Below are 16878 nucleotides of genomic sequence, written 5' to 3' on the forward strand. Positions count from 1 at the left end.
AGTAATTAAATAATTCATTAAAATGTCTGAATACATTAACTTTTAAACCTATCAATTTATTAGTAATGGTCAGCTAAATGTATTACTACACTTACACTTCCATCCTATCAACCTCGTAGTCTACAAGGAATTTCAAGGGAATACTTATCTCTGAGGAGGCTTCCCACTTAGATGCTTTCAGCGGTTATCCCTTCCGTACTTAGCTACCCAGCTATGCTCCTGGCGGAACAACTGGAACACCAGCGGTACGTCCACTCCGGTCCTCTCGTACTAAGAGCAGCTCTCATCAATATTCCAACGCCCACATCAGATAGGGACCGAACTGTCTCACGACGTTCTGAACCCAGCTCGCGTACCGCTTTAATTGGCGAACAGCCAAACCCTTGGAACCGACTCCAGCTCCAGGATGCGATGAGCCGACATCGAGGTGCCAAACCTTGCCGTCGATGCGATCTCTTGGGCAAGATAAGCCTGTTATCCCCAGGGTAACTTTTATCCGTTGAGCGACTGCCGTTCCATGACGTACAGCCGGATCACTAAGTCCTGCTTTCGCACCTGCTCGACTTGTAGGTCTCGCAGTCAAGCACACTTCTACCTTTGCGCTCTGCATACGGTTTCTGACCGTATTGAGTGTACCTTTGAACGCCTCCGTTACCTTTTAGGAGGCGACCGCCCCAGTCAAACTACCCACCACGCACTGTCTCCCCACCGGATTACGGTGGCAGGTTAGAAACTCAACATACCAAGGGTGGTATTTCAAGGTCGACTAATCTAGAACTGGCGTCCTAGCCTCATTGTCTCCCACCTATCCTACACATGTTAGGCCAAGTTTCAATACGAAGTTGTAGTAAAGCTCCATGGGGTCTTTTCGTCTTGATGCGGGTACCCAGCGTTTTCACTGGGACCATAATTTCACCGAGTCCAATGTTGAGACAGTTGAGAGATCATTGCGCCTTTCGTGCAGGTCAGTATTTAGCCGACAAGGAATTTCGCTACCTTAGGACCGTTATAGTTACGGCCGCCGTTCACCCGGGCTTCACTTCAATGCTTCGCGTAAGCTAACAAATCCGCTTAACCTTCGGGCACTGGGCAGGCTTCACCCCTATACTTCATCTTACGATTTAGCAGAGAGCTGTGTTTTTGATAAACAGTTGCCCCTCACAATTTACTGTGGCCAACCGAAGTTGGCACCCCTTCTCGCGAACTTACGGGGTTAATTTGCAGAGTTCCTTAACATTGGTTTTCTCGCTCGCCTTAGAATACTCATCTTGGGAACGTGTGTCCGTTCTCGGTACAGGCACCTTTTGTTTTATAACGCTTAGAAGCTTTTCTTGGAAGTATGAAATCACACAATTTGCCACAAGTGGCTCTACATAATGACTCCCGGTTGTAGAATACGCATTTAACTATATTCACCAGTTATCACTTATCCCTAAATCCGATAATAGGTAGTGCTATCCTTCTTCGTCACTCCATCACTTACGCAGGTGGTACAGGAATATTAACCTGTTGTCCATCGGATACGCTTTTCAGCCTCTCCTTAGGTCCTGACTAACCCTGGGTGGACGAACCTTCCCCAGGAAACCTTTCCCAATAGGCGTTGAGGATTCTCACCTCAAATCGTTACTCATACCGGCATTCTCACTTCTTAACGCTCCACCAGTCCTCACGGTCTGACTTCGCCGCATTAAGAACGCTCCTCTAACGTACTAAATGTACCCGTGGCTTCGGTATCGTGTTTTACTCCCGTTACATTATTGGCGCAAGATCTCTTGACTAGTGAGCTATTACGCACTCTTTAAAGGATGGCTGCTTCTAAGCCAACCTCCTAGTTGTTTATGAAATCTCACAACCTTTCTGACTTAACACGATTTTGGGACCTTAGCCGACGATCTGGGTTGTTGCCCTCGCGAGCCGGGACGTTAGCACCCCGGTTCCGACTGCATGATAATACACAATGATATTCGGAGTTTGATTATAGTCAGTACCACTAGACGTGGCCATTCCATATTCAGTGCTCTACCATCAAAGTTTAACATCACACGCTAGCCCTAAAGCTATTTCGAGGAGAACCAGCTATCTCCAAGTTCGATTGGAATTTCTCCGCTATTCACAAGTCATCCGGGCACTTTTCAGCGTACTACGGTTCGGCCCTCCACTTGGGATTAACCAAGCTTCAGCCTGCTCATGAATAGATCACATGGTTTCGGGTATATGTCAACATACTAGTCGCCCTATTAAGACTCGATTTCTCTGCGGCTCCGCTTTTTCTGCTTAACCTCGCATGTTAACATAACTCGCCGGTCCATACTGCAAGATGTACGCCATCACCCATTAACGGGCTCTGACTAATTGTAAGTAAGTGGTTTCAGATTCTATTTCACTCCCCTCCCGGGGTTCTTTTCACCTTTCCCTCACGGTACTAGTTCACTATCGGTGTCTGATTAGTATTTAGCCTTACCGGATGGTCCCGGCAGATTCAGACAGGGTTTCACGTGCCCCGCCCTACTCAGGATACTATCAAAAGTCCTTGCCATTTCACATACGGGAGTATCACCCTCTGTGCTTAGTTTTCCCAAACTATTCTGCTATAACAAAGATTTGTAACTTTATGTAGATAGTCCTACAACCCCAGTTTAAAAACTGGTTTGGGCTCTTTCACGTTCGCTCGCCGCTACTGATGAAATCATTTTTATTTTCTCTTCCTGTTGCTACTAAGATGTTTCAGTTCACAACGTGTCTCGCAAATGGAACTATTTTATTCATTCCATAGCAACTAGACATTACTCTAGTTAGGTTTCCCCATTCGGAAATCCCCGTTTCGTTGCTTATATCCAGCTCCACGAGGCTTATCGCAGGTAATCACGTCCTTCATCGACTTTCAGACCCAAGGCATCCACCACAAACTCTTACTTATTTAAAAGTTGTAACAATATTTTCCTATTGTTGTTGATGTATTCAAAGACATTTTAACGAATTATTATTTCTAATAATTTCTCGGTATCACAAAACAAATTGACTAATTAATTTATTTTTTGATGTCGTTGTTATATTAATATCTTTACTATTCAGTTTTCAAAGAACATAGAGAGAAAGTTCTCTCAAAACTAGATATATCCCATGACAAAATTATTTGTTTTATAAAAAGGTAATTAAAGTAACAATAAATTGTTATTATGTGTACTCCGTAGAAAGGAGGTAATCCATCCCCACGTTCTCGTAGGGATACCTTGTTACGACTTCACCCCAGTCACCAGTCCTGCCTTAGGCAGTTGTCTCCGTAGTTGACTAAACCGACTTCGGGCATTACCAGCTCCCATGGTGTGACGGGCGGTGTGTACAAGACCCGAGAACGTATTCACCGTAGCGTAGCTGATCTACGATTACTAGCGATTCCGACTTCATGTAGTCGAGTTGCAGACTACAATCCGAACTGAGAAAGGTTTTTGAGATTTGCTCCATGTCGCCATATTGCTTCTCTTTGTACCTTCCATTGTAGCACGTGTGTTGCCCCACTCGTAAGAGGCATGATGATTTGACGTCGTCCCCACCTTCCTCCCAGTTACCCGGGCAGTCTCCTTAGGATATTTAACTAAGGATAAGGGTTGCGCTCGTTGCAGGACTTAACCGAACATCTCACGACACGAGCTGACGACAACCATGCACCATCTGTCATTCTGTTAACCTCCACTATATCTCTATAGCTTTGCAGAAGATGTCAAGAGTGGGTAAGGTTCTACGCGTATCTTCAAATTAAACCACATGCTCCACCGCTTGTGCGGATCCCCGTCAATTCCTTTAAGTTTCACTCTTGCGAGCATACTACTCAGGCGGATGATTTAATGCGTTAGCTGCGCCGATGGTTCCCATCAGCTAATCATCATCGTTTACGGCGTGGACTACCAGGGTATCTAATCCTGTTTGCTCCCACGCTTTCGTCTCTCAGTGTCAATATGTGCCCAGTTAACTGCCTTCGCCAAGTTGATGTTCTTCCTTATATCTACGCATTTCACCGCTTCACAAGGAATTCCGTTAACCTCTACACAATTCTAGTTAGCCAGTATCCAACGCGATTTGGGGTTGAGCCCCAAGTTTTGACGCCAGACTTAACTAACAACCTACAGACGCTTTACGCCCAATAATTCCGGATAACGCTTGCAACCTATGTATTACCGCGGCTGCTGGCACATAGTTAGCCGTTGCTTTCTGATTTAGTACTGTCAAGATAATAGCATTTCCTCTATTATTTTTCATCCTAAATAACAGCAGTTTACAACCCGAAGGCCTTCATCCTGCACGCTGTGTCGCTCCATCAGGCTTTCGCCCATTGTGGAAAATTCCCTACTGCTGCCTCCCGTAGGAGTCTGGGCCGTATCTCAGTCCCAGTGTGACGGATCAGTCTCTCAACCCCGTTAAACATCATAGCCTTGGTAAGCCATTACCTTACCAACTAGCTAATGTTCCGCACCCCGATCTTCTAGTGGAGCTTTAAAGGCTCCTTTTATATAAAAAACATGCGTTTCTTATAAGTATCCGGTATTAGCGCTAATTTCTCAGCGTTATCCCAATCTAGAAGGTACGTTAAGTACGTGTTACTCACCCATTCGCCGCTAAGTTCCGAAGAACTCCGCTCGACATGCATGTATTAGGCACACAGCCAGCGTTCATCCTGAGCCAGGATCAAACTCTCGAAAAAATTGACTGTCATGTACATTGTATATATCTAGTTTTCAAAGAACTTTATTTGCTTTTCATTTAACAAGCGATATTATTATATAACAGATTTTTGAAATGCAAAATAAAAAAATACCTTTTTTGGTATTTTTTTATTATCGTTCGAACGAATGATTTTTTTATTATATCATTCCTTTGTTTTTTAAAGTCTTTAGTGTTTTAGCACTAACTTTAAGAGTCATCTTTTGACCATCAATCATTACTCTTACTTTTTGTAAGTTAGGATTAAATTTTCTCTTTGATGCGTTTAAAGCGTGAGAACGTTTGTTTCCTGATTGAGGTCCTTTTCCTGTTAGAACATCTCTTCTTGACATAAATAATCCTTTCTTTAGTTAGCTAATTAAAATCGATTATCGAGATTATTATAAATTAAATTGCATTTATTATAACAAAAAATTCTTTTTTATAAAACTTGTTCGAAAAAATCATCTTCATTTGAGAAATCTACATTATTATCAATTCAATCTTTTCTGAATTCTGCATTTTCTCCCATAAGTACACTAACTCTTCTTTCGGCTAATGAAGCATCTTCAATTGTAGCTTGAATTAAAGTTCTTGTCTTAGGATCCATTGTAGTTTCTCATAATTGATCAGCATTCATTTCGCCAAGACCTTTATATCTTTGCAATTCATAAGCTTCTTTAATAGTTTCTAAAATATCCTTTAGTTGTTCTTCGTCTCAAGCATACTGAATTTTCTTAGAATTTTTTCCGCTTACCTTATATAAAGGGGGAAGTGCAATATAAACACGTCCTTTTTCAATTAATTGTTTCATAAAACGATAGAAGAAAGTTAATAGTAAAACTTGAATATGAGCCCCGTCTGTATCAGCATCTGTCATAATAATAATCTTATTATATTGTGCTTTTTCTAGATCAAAGTCTTTTCCAAAACCAGCCCCTATAGTATTAATGATTGTACTAATTTCAATATTTTTAAGCACTTCACTAATTTTTTTCTTTTCAGAGTTAATTACTTTTCCTCTAAGTGGCAAGATAGCTTGGAACTTTCTATCACGTCCACTTTTAGCACTACCACCAGCTGAATCCCCTTCAACTAAAAATAATTCTTTTTCATCAGAGTTTTTTGAAGTAGCAGGTGTTAATTTATCACTTAAGATTAATTTTTCATTGGCTATCTTTTTAGTTTTTCGACTTTCTTCTCTTAGCTTTCTTTCTTCCATGCGAAGTTCATAAGCTCGTTTTACTTTGTCTAAAACATCTTTTGCAGCTGTTTTATTTTCATTAATTCAAATTTCTAAATATTTAGAAACAACTTCTTCAACTACGTTTTTAGCCTCAGGAGTCCCTAATTTATCTTTAGTTTGCCCCACAAACTCAAGTAAATTTTCGGGAATCTTCAATGAAATAATACATGAGAGTCCTTCTCTTATATCATCACCATCAAATAACTTACCATTTTTTACAATTCCTTCACGGATAGCAAATTCATTAAAGGTTTTAGTAAAAGCTGACTTAAGCCCCATTTCATGTGTTCCACCATCACGCGTTTTAACATTATTTACGAAACTTAAAATAATTTCATTATAAGAGTCAGTTCATTGGAAAGCAAAATCTACTTCAATATCCTTTTTACTATCTTTATATGAAACTGGAGCAGTAATACTGATCTTTGAATCATTTATAAAATTTAAAAATGATTCAAGTCCTTTTGAATATTCATAAATTTCTTTTTTATTATTTTTACGATCATCTAATGTGATTTTTAAATTAGAAATTAGAAATGAGCTTTCTTTCAATCTTTCTGAGATTTTATCAAAGCTTAATTTAGCACGTTTGAAAAATGCATAGTCTGGTCAAAAGCGAATTGCAGTTCAATTGCTCTTACTTGTACCAATTTCGTGTGTATGAACTAAAATAGTATCTTGCTGAAATACAGTTTCATAAACTTTTTTATCCCTTGATACTGTAGCAACTAATTTAGTTGATAAGGCATTAACTACTGAAGATCCCACACCATGTAGTCCTCCAGAAGTTTTATAAGCACCTGAATTAAATTTTCCACCAGCATGTAGCTCAGTAAAAATTAATTCAACTGCTGTACGATTTTGCCCCTTCATTTTATCAACTGGAATTCCACGTCCATTATCAATAACTTCTACAGAATCATCTTCATGTAAAATAACATCAATATTTGTAGCATATCCAGCTAGCGCTTCATCAATTGCGTTATCAACAATTTCTCAAACTAGATGGTGCAAACCATGTACATCAGTTCCGCCGATATACATTCCTGGTCTTTTTCTAACAGCTTCTAGTCCTTTCAATTGTTGAATACTACTTGCATTATATTCTTGTGTTTTACTCATAAATTTAATTATAAAGCTTTTTTCTCTTATTTCTTATATCATTTTTACTCTTATTGTGGAACAATTTTCAAATTCTTAGCACTACCCAATAGTTATATTTGTGAAAAATTGAAAAATTTTCCACAAATTCATTTTTTAAAGAAAATAATGCAACATTAAGATATATAAAATAAATATTTTTTTAATATGAATAGAGGAAAAAATGAAATTCAAAAATTTGATATTAGGTGCTATAACTACACAAGCATTATTAATTGCATCTATTACCACTGCTTGTAATGATAAAAATAACCAAAATCAAAGTAATAAAATAAATGCTGATTTAAGTGCAATTTCTGGATTAAATGTAATAATACCTGATAAAGTATCAAATTTATATGACTTGGATACTTTATCAGCAGTTGTAAAACATCTTAATGCACAAAAAGAAGTTAAAGCTGACGAACTAAACAGTTTAAAAGCTTTAATTACTGATATGACAATTAACAATGATGACATATCTACCTTTACAGAAAACGAAAAGATCAAAGCTTGAAGCAACATCAATACTATTAATAACTTTTTAGAATATTGATTGTATAACATTAATTCTTCCTTAATTAAGGCTGTATCTGCACAAACTCCGGTGATATATGATGATATAAATGCTTTTGGAACAAGCTTTAAATTTGATTCTAGAATTAGTGTTCCTAGAATTTATTTGAGTGAGTTAATTACTAAAAACAAAATTGATCCATATTATTACAATACAACTGATGAATTCAGTTTAGTTGATAAAACAAAACATGATATTGGTATTAATAAAGAAAGTGAAAAAGTTATTACAGATTTAAAATTAGATGAAGAAAAACTTAGTCAATATCAAACTTTAAGTGTGATAAATCGCTTCCCTGCATATAACTTAAATTGATTTAAAACTATCCCAATTAATGCATTATTTGCTAAAATATCTTCAAAATTAGAATATAAGCCATATTGAACAGCTGAAAATAATTACTATACTTCTAAATTTGACAATACAGCTATTAATATCCCTAATTGATACTATGACATTAAAATTAAAGATAATGATCTTTTAACTGATTTATTACAAAATAAGGCAGATTATTTATCACCATTATCATACAATGTTGCAGCTAAGAAAAATATTAATCCTGTTGCTAATATTTCATATCAAGAAGTTACTCCATCAAAATCAGCCAAATTTAATCTTGATAAATTCCTTACCACTTCATCAAGATATAACATTATGAAGAAATATGATCCAAATTTAAAGGTGAAATACTATAAGATTGATATGCAATTAAATGTATCTCAAAAAGGTAATATTCCTTCCGTAGTAATTTATCCCGGACATGAAAATCAAGTCTTTATCAATTATGAACCATCAAATTTTAAAAAAACAGGTCCAAATTTTGCAACTAAAACACTATTAAGTTATCAACAATTTAAAGAAAATTATCAAAATGTATTTCAAGCTCAAGCAACTCGTATTCTTGCACAAAATTCAAATACCAAATTTGTTGACTATTTAAAAGTATTAAATGATGAGATCAACACCATTTATCAAGCAGATGAACCAGTAAAAGAATCTTCTAATACTATGTCATTTATTATACCTATTATTGATACAGGAAAGCCTTTAGAAGTTTATGTTAATACACAAAATACTGGAATTACAGGAAATGATATCCTTGCAATATCTAAGAAATATGATGAACTTACTAAAGATAATAAAAACGATAAAACATTATATACAGAATTTATCTCTAAAAGTTTTACCACTCAACAAATTGGTGCAAATAAATACTTTATTACAGATTATTTAAATAATAGTTTATTAGAATCCTTACATATTTCTAAAAACGATAATAAAGATAAAATAGAGTCTGAAATCAGTCTTGATAAATAAGTTAAAAGCTACCTCATGGTAGCTTTTTTAATAATAAAAAGGCTGGCTAAAGCCAACCTAAATTATTGAATGAATGATAATTAATCTTCATCTTTATCTTGAATGTTTCTACGTTTGATGATTTCATCAGCGATTGATTTAGGACATTTTTCGTAGTGGTCGAATTGCATTTGGTATGTTCCACGACCACTTGTCATAGATCTAAGTTCTGTTGAGTATCCAAACATTTCTGAAAGTGGAACCATAGCTTTAACAATAACAGCTCCATCATTTCTTTGTTCTTGATCATTAACAAGTCCTCTACGACGTGATAAGTCACCAATTACATCCCCCATGTGGTCTGCAGGAACAACTACTGCAACATCCATGATAGGTTCAAGTAATACTGTACCAATTTTATCTTTAGCTTTTGTAAGTGCTTTAGAAGCAGCAATTTTGTAAGCCATTTCAGAAGAGTCAACATCGTGGTATGATCCATCAAATAATGTAGCTTTAATATCAATCATTGGGTAACCTGCTAAAATACCAGCAGCCATTTTTTCTTCAAGTCCTTTTTGAATTGATTTAATGTATTCTTTAGGAATTTTACCACCAACGATTTTGTCAACGAATTCAAATCCACCATCTGGGTTTGGTTCAAATTTAATTCATACGTGTCCGTATTGTCCTTTACCACCAGATTGTTTGATGTGTTTTCCTTCAACTTCAGCTGGGATTGTGATTGTTTCACGGTATGAAACTTGAGGTGCTCCAACTTTAGCTTTAACACCGAATTCACGTTTTAGACGATCAACAATGATGTCAAGGTGTAATTCACCCATACCAGCAATAATTGTTTGTCCTGTTTCTTCATCTGTGTATGTTCTAAATGTAGGGTCTTCAGCAGCTAATTTTTGAAGTCCTAATGAAAGTTTTTCTGTAGCAGCTTTTGATTCTGGTTCAAGAGCTTGTGAAATAACTGGTTCTGGGAAAACCATTTTTTCTAGAACGATTTTTGGTGATTTTTCGTCAATTAAAGTATCACCTGTTGTTGTGTATTTAAGACCAACAGCAGCAGCGATATCTCCTGCACGACATTCATCGATTTCAACACGGTTGTTTGCGTGCATTTGTAAGATACGTCCAATACGTTCTTTTTGTTCTTTAGTTGAGTTGTATACGTAGCTTCCTTTTTCTAGAACTCCACGGTAAACTCTGAAGAATGTTAATGATCCAACATATGGGTCAGTCATAACTTTGAATGCTAAACCAGCAAAGTATCCATCATCTGTAGCTTCAACGTGAACTGTGTGTTCTCCATCGTAAGCTGGGATAGCTGGAACATCAAGTGGTGATGGTAAGTAATCAACAACAGCGTCGATCATTCTCTTAACACCTTTGTTTTTGAATGATGTACCACATACTACTGGGAAGAATTCTGATGTTAATGTAGCTTTTCTAATTGCTTTCTTGAATTCTTCAACTGTTACGTCTCCACCTTCTAAAACAACCATCATCATGTCTTCGTCAAAGTTAGCAACTGCTTCTAATAATTCTTGACGTTTTTCTTTAACGATGTCAACTAAGTGAGCTGGAATTTCTGTTGGGAATTCTTCTTCTTGAGCTTCCCCATTGTATTTAATAGCTTCTAAAGTAACTAAGTCAATAATTCCTTCGAAGTCTGATTCTGCACCAATAGGTCATTGGATAGCAACTGCATTTCCACCTAAACGATGTTTAACTGAAGCAACTGAAGCAGCGAAATCTGCACCAGCTTTATCCATTTTGTTAACGTAAACGATACGTGGAACTTTGTAGTTTGTAGCTTGTCTTCAAACTGTTTCTGTTTGTGGTTCAACACCTGATTGGGCATCAAGTACAGCTACAGCACCATCTAATACACGAAGTGAACGTTCAACTTCAACTGTGAAGTCAACGTGACCTGGAGTATCGATAATGTTAATTCTTTTTCCTTTTCAGAAAGCTGTTGTAGCAGCTGATGTAATTGTAATTCCACGTTCTTGTTCTTGAGCCATTCAGTCCATTTGTGAAGCACCATCGTGTGTTTCACCAATTTTGTGAATTTTTCCTGTGTGGAATAAAATTCTTTCTGTAGTTGTTGTTTTACCTGCATCAATGTGGGCCATAATACCGATGTTACGGTAATCTTTTAATTCATATTCTCTAGCCATATATTCCTATAAAACTATCATCTGAAATGAGCGAAAGCACGGTTAGCTTCTGCCATTTTATGTGTGTCTTCACGTTTCTTGATAGCTCCACCTGTTTTGTTTGATGCGTCAATGATTTCGTTAGCTAAACGAACATCCATTGTTTTTTCGTTTCTTAATCTAGAGTATTGCACTAATCATCTAAGTGCTAATGTTTGTTTTCTACGTGGAGAAACTTCTGTAGGAACTTGGTAGTTTGTTCCACCAATTCTTCTTGTTCTAATTTCTAATTGTGGAGTAATGTTTTCCACAGCTTCTAAGAAAACTTCCATTGGTTCTCTATTTGTTTTTTCTTTAATAATGTTAAATGCTGAATATAAAATATCTTGAGCAATTGATTTCTTTCCGTCAAGCATAATTTGGTTAATTAATTTTGTAACGATTACAGAATTAAAAACTGGATCTGCAAGTACTTCACGGATAGGTGCACTTTTCTTTCTTGACATAATTGTCCTCCTAATTTTTTAATGTGTGTTTATGTTATTAATTCAATAAAATTATGCTTTTATTATTTAGCTTTTTTAGCTCCGTATAAACTACGTCCTTGGTTACGTTTTGCTACACCAGCAGCATCTTGTGTTCCACGAACGATGTGGTATCTAACCCCAGGTAAGTCTTTAACACGACCTCCACGGATTAAAACAACAGAGTGTTCTTGTAAGTTGTGCCCTTCACCAGGGATGTAAGCTGTAACTTCCATTCCGTTTGATAACTTAACACGAGCGTATTTACGTAAAGCTGAGTTAGGTTTTTTAGGTGTCATTGTTGCAACACGAGTACATACACCACGTTTAAATGGTGAAGCCATTTTTTTAGCTTTTTTGATTAATGAGTTGTAGCTTAAGCTTAATGCAGGAGCATTTTGCTTTCTTGTTTTTGAGCTACGACCATTTGTAACTAATTGATTAGTTGTTGGCATTTTTGCTTCCTTTCGTTTATTTTTGTTTGTAATAAAAATAAGATTAATTCTAATAAAAATTTTAGGCTATCTAAAATAGCAAAACTATTATATAACAACTTAGCCGAGTGTGTCAAACTTTTTTATTTTTTTTATTCCTATTTTTAGGGATACTTTGTGAAAGTATATTTTACTTTTCTAAAATTATTTAGGTTAGATTGACATATTTTTAATTTTATTTATAAACGCCGATAATTAAAGTAACATTTATTTTATAAGATATTGGTTAAGACATTAAAAAGGAGAAATTATGTCAAGAATTAGGAACATTTTTTCTCTATTGAATGCCTATATGAATTCAATTTTTAATAAGTTTCTTTTTGTGTATGGATTCAACTAGCTTAATTTTATATTTAACCAATCATCAATCAGCTTTTAAATATTTAACAATGTTATTTTCTATTTTATTAGGGTTCTTACATTATAAATTGAGTAATTTATCGCAAAAAAAATTTGAATATTAATGACAGTGTTCATGATAATTTATTTTAAAAACACAATATCTCGATGATTTTTAGAAATCAGTTTAAATAGGGTGCTTGATGTTGACTTATCTTGAAAAATTGAACAGTATTTTACCTCAATAGATAGTTTGAAAGAATATTTGTAAACTATTAAAAGTACAGAGTTTAAGAAATTTTTTCAAAAATAATTTAGTATTTACTTTATTTAAGCATTAGAACCACATCATTTTCTAAAAACTTTTACCTATTTAGACACCATTACAAGTGCTAATTTCTAATCTATATTTCATCATGTCACATTAATTATTCATAGTGCCTATAATTCTATTCTAACCTTCCTAAAAGGTTTTTTCTTTGTCTTTATAAGGGCAAAGAAAAAATGGAAGCAAATGTTCCATTCTTTGATTTATATTATTTTTTAGGATCAATATTAGTTTTTAATACTGATAAGAAGGCTTCTTGTGGTACTTCAATTGACCCAAGTTTTTTCATACGTTTTTTACCTTCTTTTTGTTTCTTAAGAAGTTTTTGACGACGAGTTACATCACCACCATATAGTTTGGCAGTAACATCTTTACGGTAAGCTTTAATTGTTTCTCTAGCAATGATCTTCCCACCAATTGTGGCTTGGACAGGGACTTCAAAGTTTTGTCTAGGGATAGCATCCTTAAGTTTTTGACATAGTTCTCTTGCTGCTTCATAAGCTTTTTCACGGTGTGTAATAATTGAGAAAGCATCCACTTTATCTCCATTTAATAAAATGTCTACTTTAACTAAATCTGATTCGCGATATCCAATTCATTCATATTCAAATGAGGCATATCCTTTAGTAGTACTCTTTAATCTGTCAAAGAAATCAAAAATTGTTTCAGCTAGTGGAAGCTCATAAACAACTTTTGAACGTCTTGAATCAACTGTTTCTAATGCTTTATAAATCCCACGTTTATTTTGACATAATTCCATTACATTTCCAATATATTCATTAGGCACAAAAATACTTGCTTCCACATAAGGTTCTTCTATTTTTTCAATGAATGTTCGATCTGGGAATAATGTAGGGTTAGAAATCATTTCGACTTCACCTTTTGTAGTAGTTACTTTATATTCTACAGAAGGAGAGGTAGCTATAATTCCTACTTTATATTCACGATCTAAACGTTCTTGTAAGATCTCCATGTGTAACATACCTAAGAATCCGACTCTAAACCCAAATCCTAAAGCTTTTGAAGTTTCTTGCTCTCAAGTAATTGAAGAGTCACTTAAAGAAATTTTTTCAAGTGATTCTTTTAAGTCCATGTAATCTCTAGTATCAATTGGATAAAATCCAGTAAAGACTACTGGCTTCATCTTTTTATACCCTGGTAGAGCTTTATCTGTAGGGTTTTCAGCTAGAGTAATAGTATCACCAACGTGCACTTCTTTAGCATCTCTAATTGCTGCTGAAACTCATCCAACTTCACCTGCTACTAATTCATCCTTCTTAGTTTCATAAGGGTTTCTTACCCCTAAATCAATTACGTGGTAGGCTTGCTCTTCAGCTGGACGAGACATAAAGATAAATCTATCACCTGTTTTAAGTTTTCCTTCAAAGACACGGATTAGCATAACAACTCCACGATATGGATCAAAATAGCTATCAAAAATTAAGGCTTTTAAAGGCTTATTATCATCAGCATCTTTTGGAGCAGGAATATATTTAACTATTGCATCTAATAACTCAGGAACACCTTGTCCGGTTTTAGCTGAAACTAAAATTGCATTATCAGTTGAAATTCCGATTACATTTTCAATTTCTTCTTTTACTTCTTCTACATTAGCACTTGGCAAATCAATCTTATTTATTACAGGTAAGATTTCAAGATCATTTTCAAGTGCTAAGTAAACATTAGCTAATGTTTGTGCTTCAATACCTTGAGTAGCATCCACTAATAGTAAAGCACCTTCAGACGCAGCCAAAGAACGTGATACTTCATAGTTAAAGTCCACGTGTCCCGGAGTATCAATTAAATGGAAAATATAATCTTTATATTTTATTTGCACAGCATTCAATTTAATGGTAATTCCACGTTCTTGTTCTAGATCCATTGAGTCTAAAAACTGAGCTTTTAGATCTCTGTTCGCTACAGTATTAGTGTATTCAAGGATCCTATCTGCAAGTGTACTTTTACCATGATCAATATGTGCAATTATTGAGAAGTTTCTAATCTTGTCTTTGTTCATGTTATATATTTTATATTTTTTCTTTTAATTTTTTAGTAAATTTCCAAATTGGTGTATAATAATGTCAGTGCTTGAGAAATCAAGAATGAGATATCTATAAGGTATCGCTGCTTGCGTTAAATATACACGCCTTTCATTTAATAATTAACTCGTCACGGCGAGTTTTCTTTTTTTCTTTTTGCCTGTGATCTAGGTAAAAAGAAAAACAAAGCTAATGCTTTGCTTTTTTTATTATCTTCTTTTCATTGTAGGGAATAATAGAACATCTCTAATTGAATCTTTTTCAGCAAGTAACATTGTTAAACGATCAATTCCAATTCCACAACCACCTGTAGGAGGCATTCCATATTCTAATGCTTCCACAAAGTCTCAATCGATATCACTAGCTTCGTCATTTCCATTATTCTTTTCTTCAAGTTGTTCTTGGAAACGTTGTAATTGATCAATTGGGTCTGAAAGCTCTGTATACATGTTGGCATATTCTTTAGTATTGATGAATAATTCAGCACGTTCTGTGAATCTAGGATCACTTCCTTTAGCTGTTAATGGAGATATTTCAATTGGGTGTCCATACACGAATGTAGGTTGAATTAAAGTTTTTTCAATTAATTCTTCAAATAGTTCATTAATAATGTGACCTAATTGGTGGAATTTTTGTACTTTAACACCATATTTATTTGCTACTTCTTTAGCTTGCTCAAAGTTAATTTCTCTAAAGTTTACTCCAGTTGCTTGTGAAACTGCTTCAACCATGTCTACTCTTGCAAATGGTTTTGTTAAGTTAATTTCAACACCTTTGTTTACTACTGTTTCTTTACCTAATTTTTGAGCTAGTCTCTTGAATAATTTTTCAGTATGTTGCATCATACCTTCTAGGTTTGAATAAGCTTCATAAAACTCGATTGAAGTAAATTCAGGGTTATGAGTTGTATCTATACCTTCATTTCTGAAAATACGTCCAATTTCATAAACTTTATCAACTCCTCCCACAAGTAATTTTTTAAGAGGAATTTCAGTTGCAATTCTAAGTACAAATTCTTGATCTAGTGCATTGTGGTGTGTTGTAAAAGGTCTAGCTGAAGCTCCTGATAAATAATCATGTAAGAAAGGAGTTTCAACTTCCATATAACCTTGTTCATCAAAATATCTACGGATTTCACTAATAATTTTTGTTCTAGTTCAAAATGTTGCCATTGATTCATCATTTACAATTAAATCAACATATCTGTGACGATATCTTTCTTCAACATCAGCAAGTCCATGGTATTTGTCAGGAAGTGGTTTAAGAGATTTAGTTAATAGTTTAATGTTTTCTGCTTTAACTGTAACTTGACCTGTATGTGTTTTCATTACACTACCTTCAACATAAATAATGTCACCTAAGTCAAATGAAGCAACTAATTTAGCTAATTCTTCACTGTGTTCTTTTTTGTTAAAGTAAACTTGCATTTTTCCATGGTAGTCTTTTAATAAAATAAAAGGTCCTCTCATAGTTAAGATTCTTCCTGTAATCGCTACTGGAATAGCTTGTTGATCTAATTCTTCTTTTGTTAAAGCATTGTATTTAGCTTCAATATCATCTGAATATGATAGTTCTTTTAATCCATCTGCTTTTGCAAATGCCTCAATATTATTTTCTTTATAAAAATCTAATTTATTACGTCTAATTTGTTCTTGTTCAGTATATTTTTCCATAAAATATCTCCTAAAATAAAATAGTATTTATAGTATACATTAATTTTATTTTATAATATATTAAATATAGAATATTTAAAAGGAGTTATATTTATGATTAAAAGTACACGCAGTTACATCGTAAACTTATTACTTTCTCTCTTCCTTGGAGAATTTGGAATTGATCGTTTATACGGAGGGCGTATTGGATTATTCCTACTTAAACTCTTAACAGGTGGTGGCTTCTTGATTTGATGAATTATCGATTTAATTTTAGCTATTGCCGGAAGACAAAAAGATAATCAAGGTCTATATATCAAACCTTAAAGACTCAATCCTGGATATATCAAAGATATCTCCAGGATTTTCTTTTTTTA

9 protein-coding genes and 2 rRNA genes are annotated in these 16878 nt (G+C 34.7%); 2 read left to right on the top strand and 9 right to left on the bottom strand.

Going from position 1 to position 16878, the window contains the following annotated elements:
• Positions 1-38 precede the first annotated feature (38 nt).
• The 4 genes from ACM0L0_RS03125 to parE form a co-directional block, all read right to left on the bottom strand.
• A 23S ribosomal RNA gene (locus tag ACM0L0_RS03125) occupies positions 39-2923 on the bottom strand.
• 268 nt (positions 2924-3191) lie between these two features.
• Positions 3192-4696 (bottom strand): 16S ribosomal RNA (locus tag ACM0L0_RS03130).
• Together the 16S and 23S rRNA genes form the textbook arrangement of a ribosomal RNA operon.
• 160 nt (positions 4697-4856) lie before the next feature.
• Entirely contained in the window at positions 4857-5048 is a 192-nt protein-coding gene (gene rpmB / locus ACM0L0_RS03135; protein ID WP_416738512.1) for a 50S ribosomal protein L28, read from the bottom strand.
• Between the two features lie 89 nt (positions 5049-5137).
• Positions 5138-7063 (bottom strand): DNA topoisomerase IV subunit B, encoded by a 1926-nt coding sequence (parE, locus tag ACM0L0_RS03140; protein WP_416738513.1) that lies wholly within the window; start codon positions 7061-7063, stop codon positions 5138-5140.
• 202 nt (positions 7064-7265) lie between these two features.
• Between parE and ACM0L0_RS03145 the strand changes: the two genes are divergently transcribed.
• Positions 7266-8975, top strand: coding sequence for a hypothetical protein (locus tag ACM0L0_RS03145; RefSeq protein ID WP_416738514.1), 1710 nt, complete (start codon positions 7266-7268; stop codon positions 8973-8975).
• Between the two features lie 80 nt (positions 8976-9055).
• Here ACM0L0_RS03145 and fusA read toward each other — a convergent pair whose 3' ends face one another.
• The 5 genes from fusA to lysS all read right to left on the bottom strand — a co-directional run bounded on the left by fusA (position 9056) and on the right by lysS (position 16522).
• Positions 9056-11146, bottom strand: a complete 2091-nt coding sequence (gene fusA / locus ACM0L0_RS03150) for an elongation factor G (RefSeq protein WP_416738515.1) — start codon at positions 11144-11146, stop codon at positions 9056-9058.
• A 14-nt stretch (positions 11147-11160) separates the two neighbouring features.
• A complete protein-coding gene (gene rpsG / locus ACM0L0_RS03155; RefSeq protein WP_305938017.1) occupies positions 11161-11631 on the bottom strand; it encodes a 30S ribosomal protein S7 in 471 nt (156 codons plus the stop codon).
• A gap of 62 nt (positions 11632-11693) precedes the next feature.
• Positions 11694-12104, bottom strand: a complete 411-nt coding sequence (gene rpsL, locus ACM0L0_RS03160; RefSeq protein WP_078747258.1) for a 30S ribosomal protein S12 — start codon at positions 12102-12104, stop codon at positions 11694-11696.
• Positions 12105-13018: 914 nt separating this feature from the next.
• Positions 13019-14827, bottom strand: coding sequence for a translation elongation factor 4 (gene lepA, locus ACM0L0_RS03165; protein WP_416738516.1), 1809 nt, complete (start codon positions 14825-14827; stop codon positions 13019-13021).
• A 231-nt stretch (positions 14828-15058) separates the two neighbouring features.
• A complete protein-coding gene (gene lysS, locus ACM0L0_RS03170; RefSeq protein ID WP_416738517.1) occupies positions 15059-16522 on the bottom strand; it encodes a lysine--tRNA ligase in 1464 nt (487 codons plus the stop codon).
• Positions 16523-16615: 93 nt separating this feature from the next.
• On the opposite strand from lysS, the gene ACM0L0_RS03175 reads away from it, so the two are divergent.
• On the top strand, positions 16616-16828 hold the full coding sequence (locus ACM0L0_RS03175; RefSeq protein ID WP_416738518.1) for a TM2 domain-containing protein: 213 nt from the start codon (positions 16616-16618) through the stop codon (positions 16826-16828).
• Positions 16829-16878: the final 50 nt, after the last annotated feature.

Source organism: Mycoplasma razini (assembly GCF_048076865.1).
Classification (GTDB): domain Bacteria; phylum Bacillota_I; class Bacilli_A; order Mycoplasmatales; family Metamycoplasmataceae; genus Mycoplasmopsis.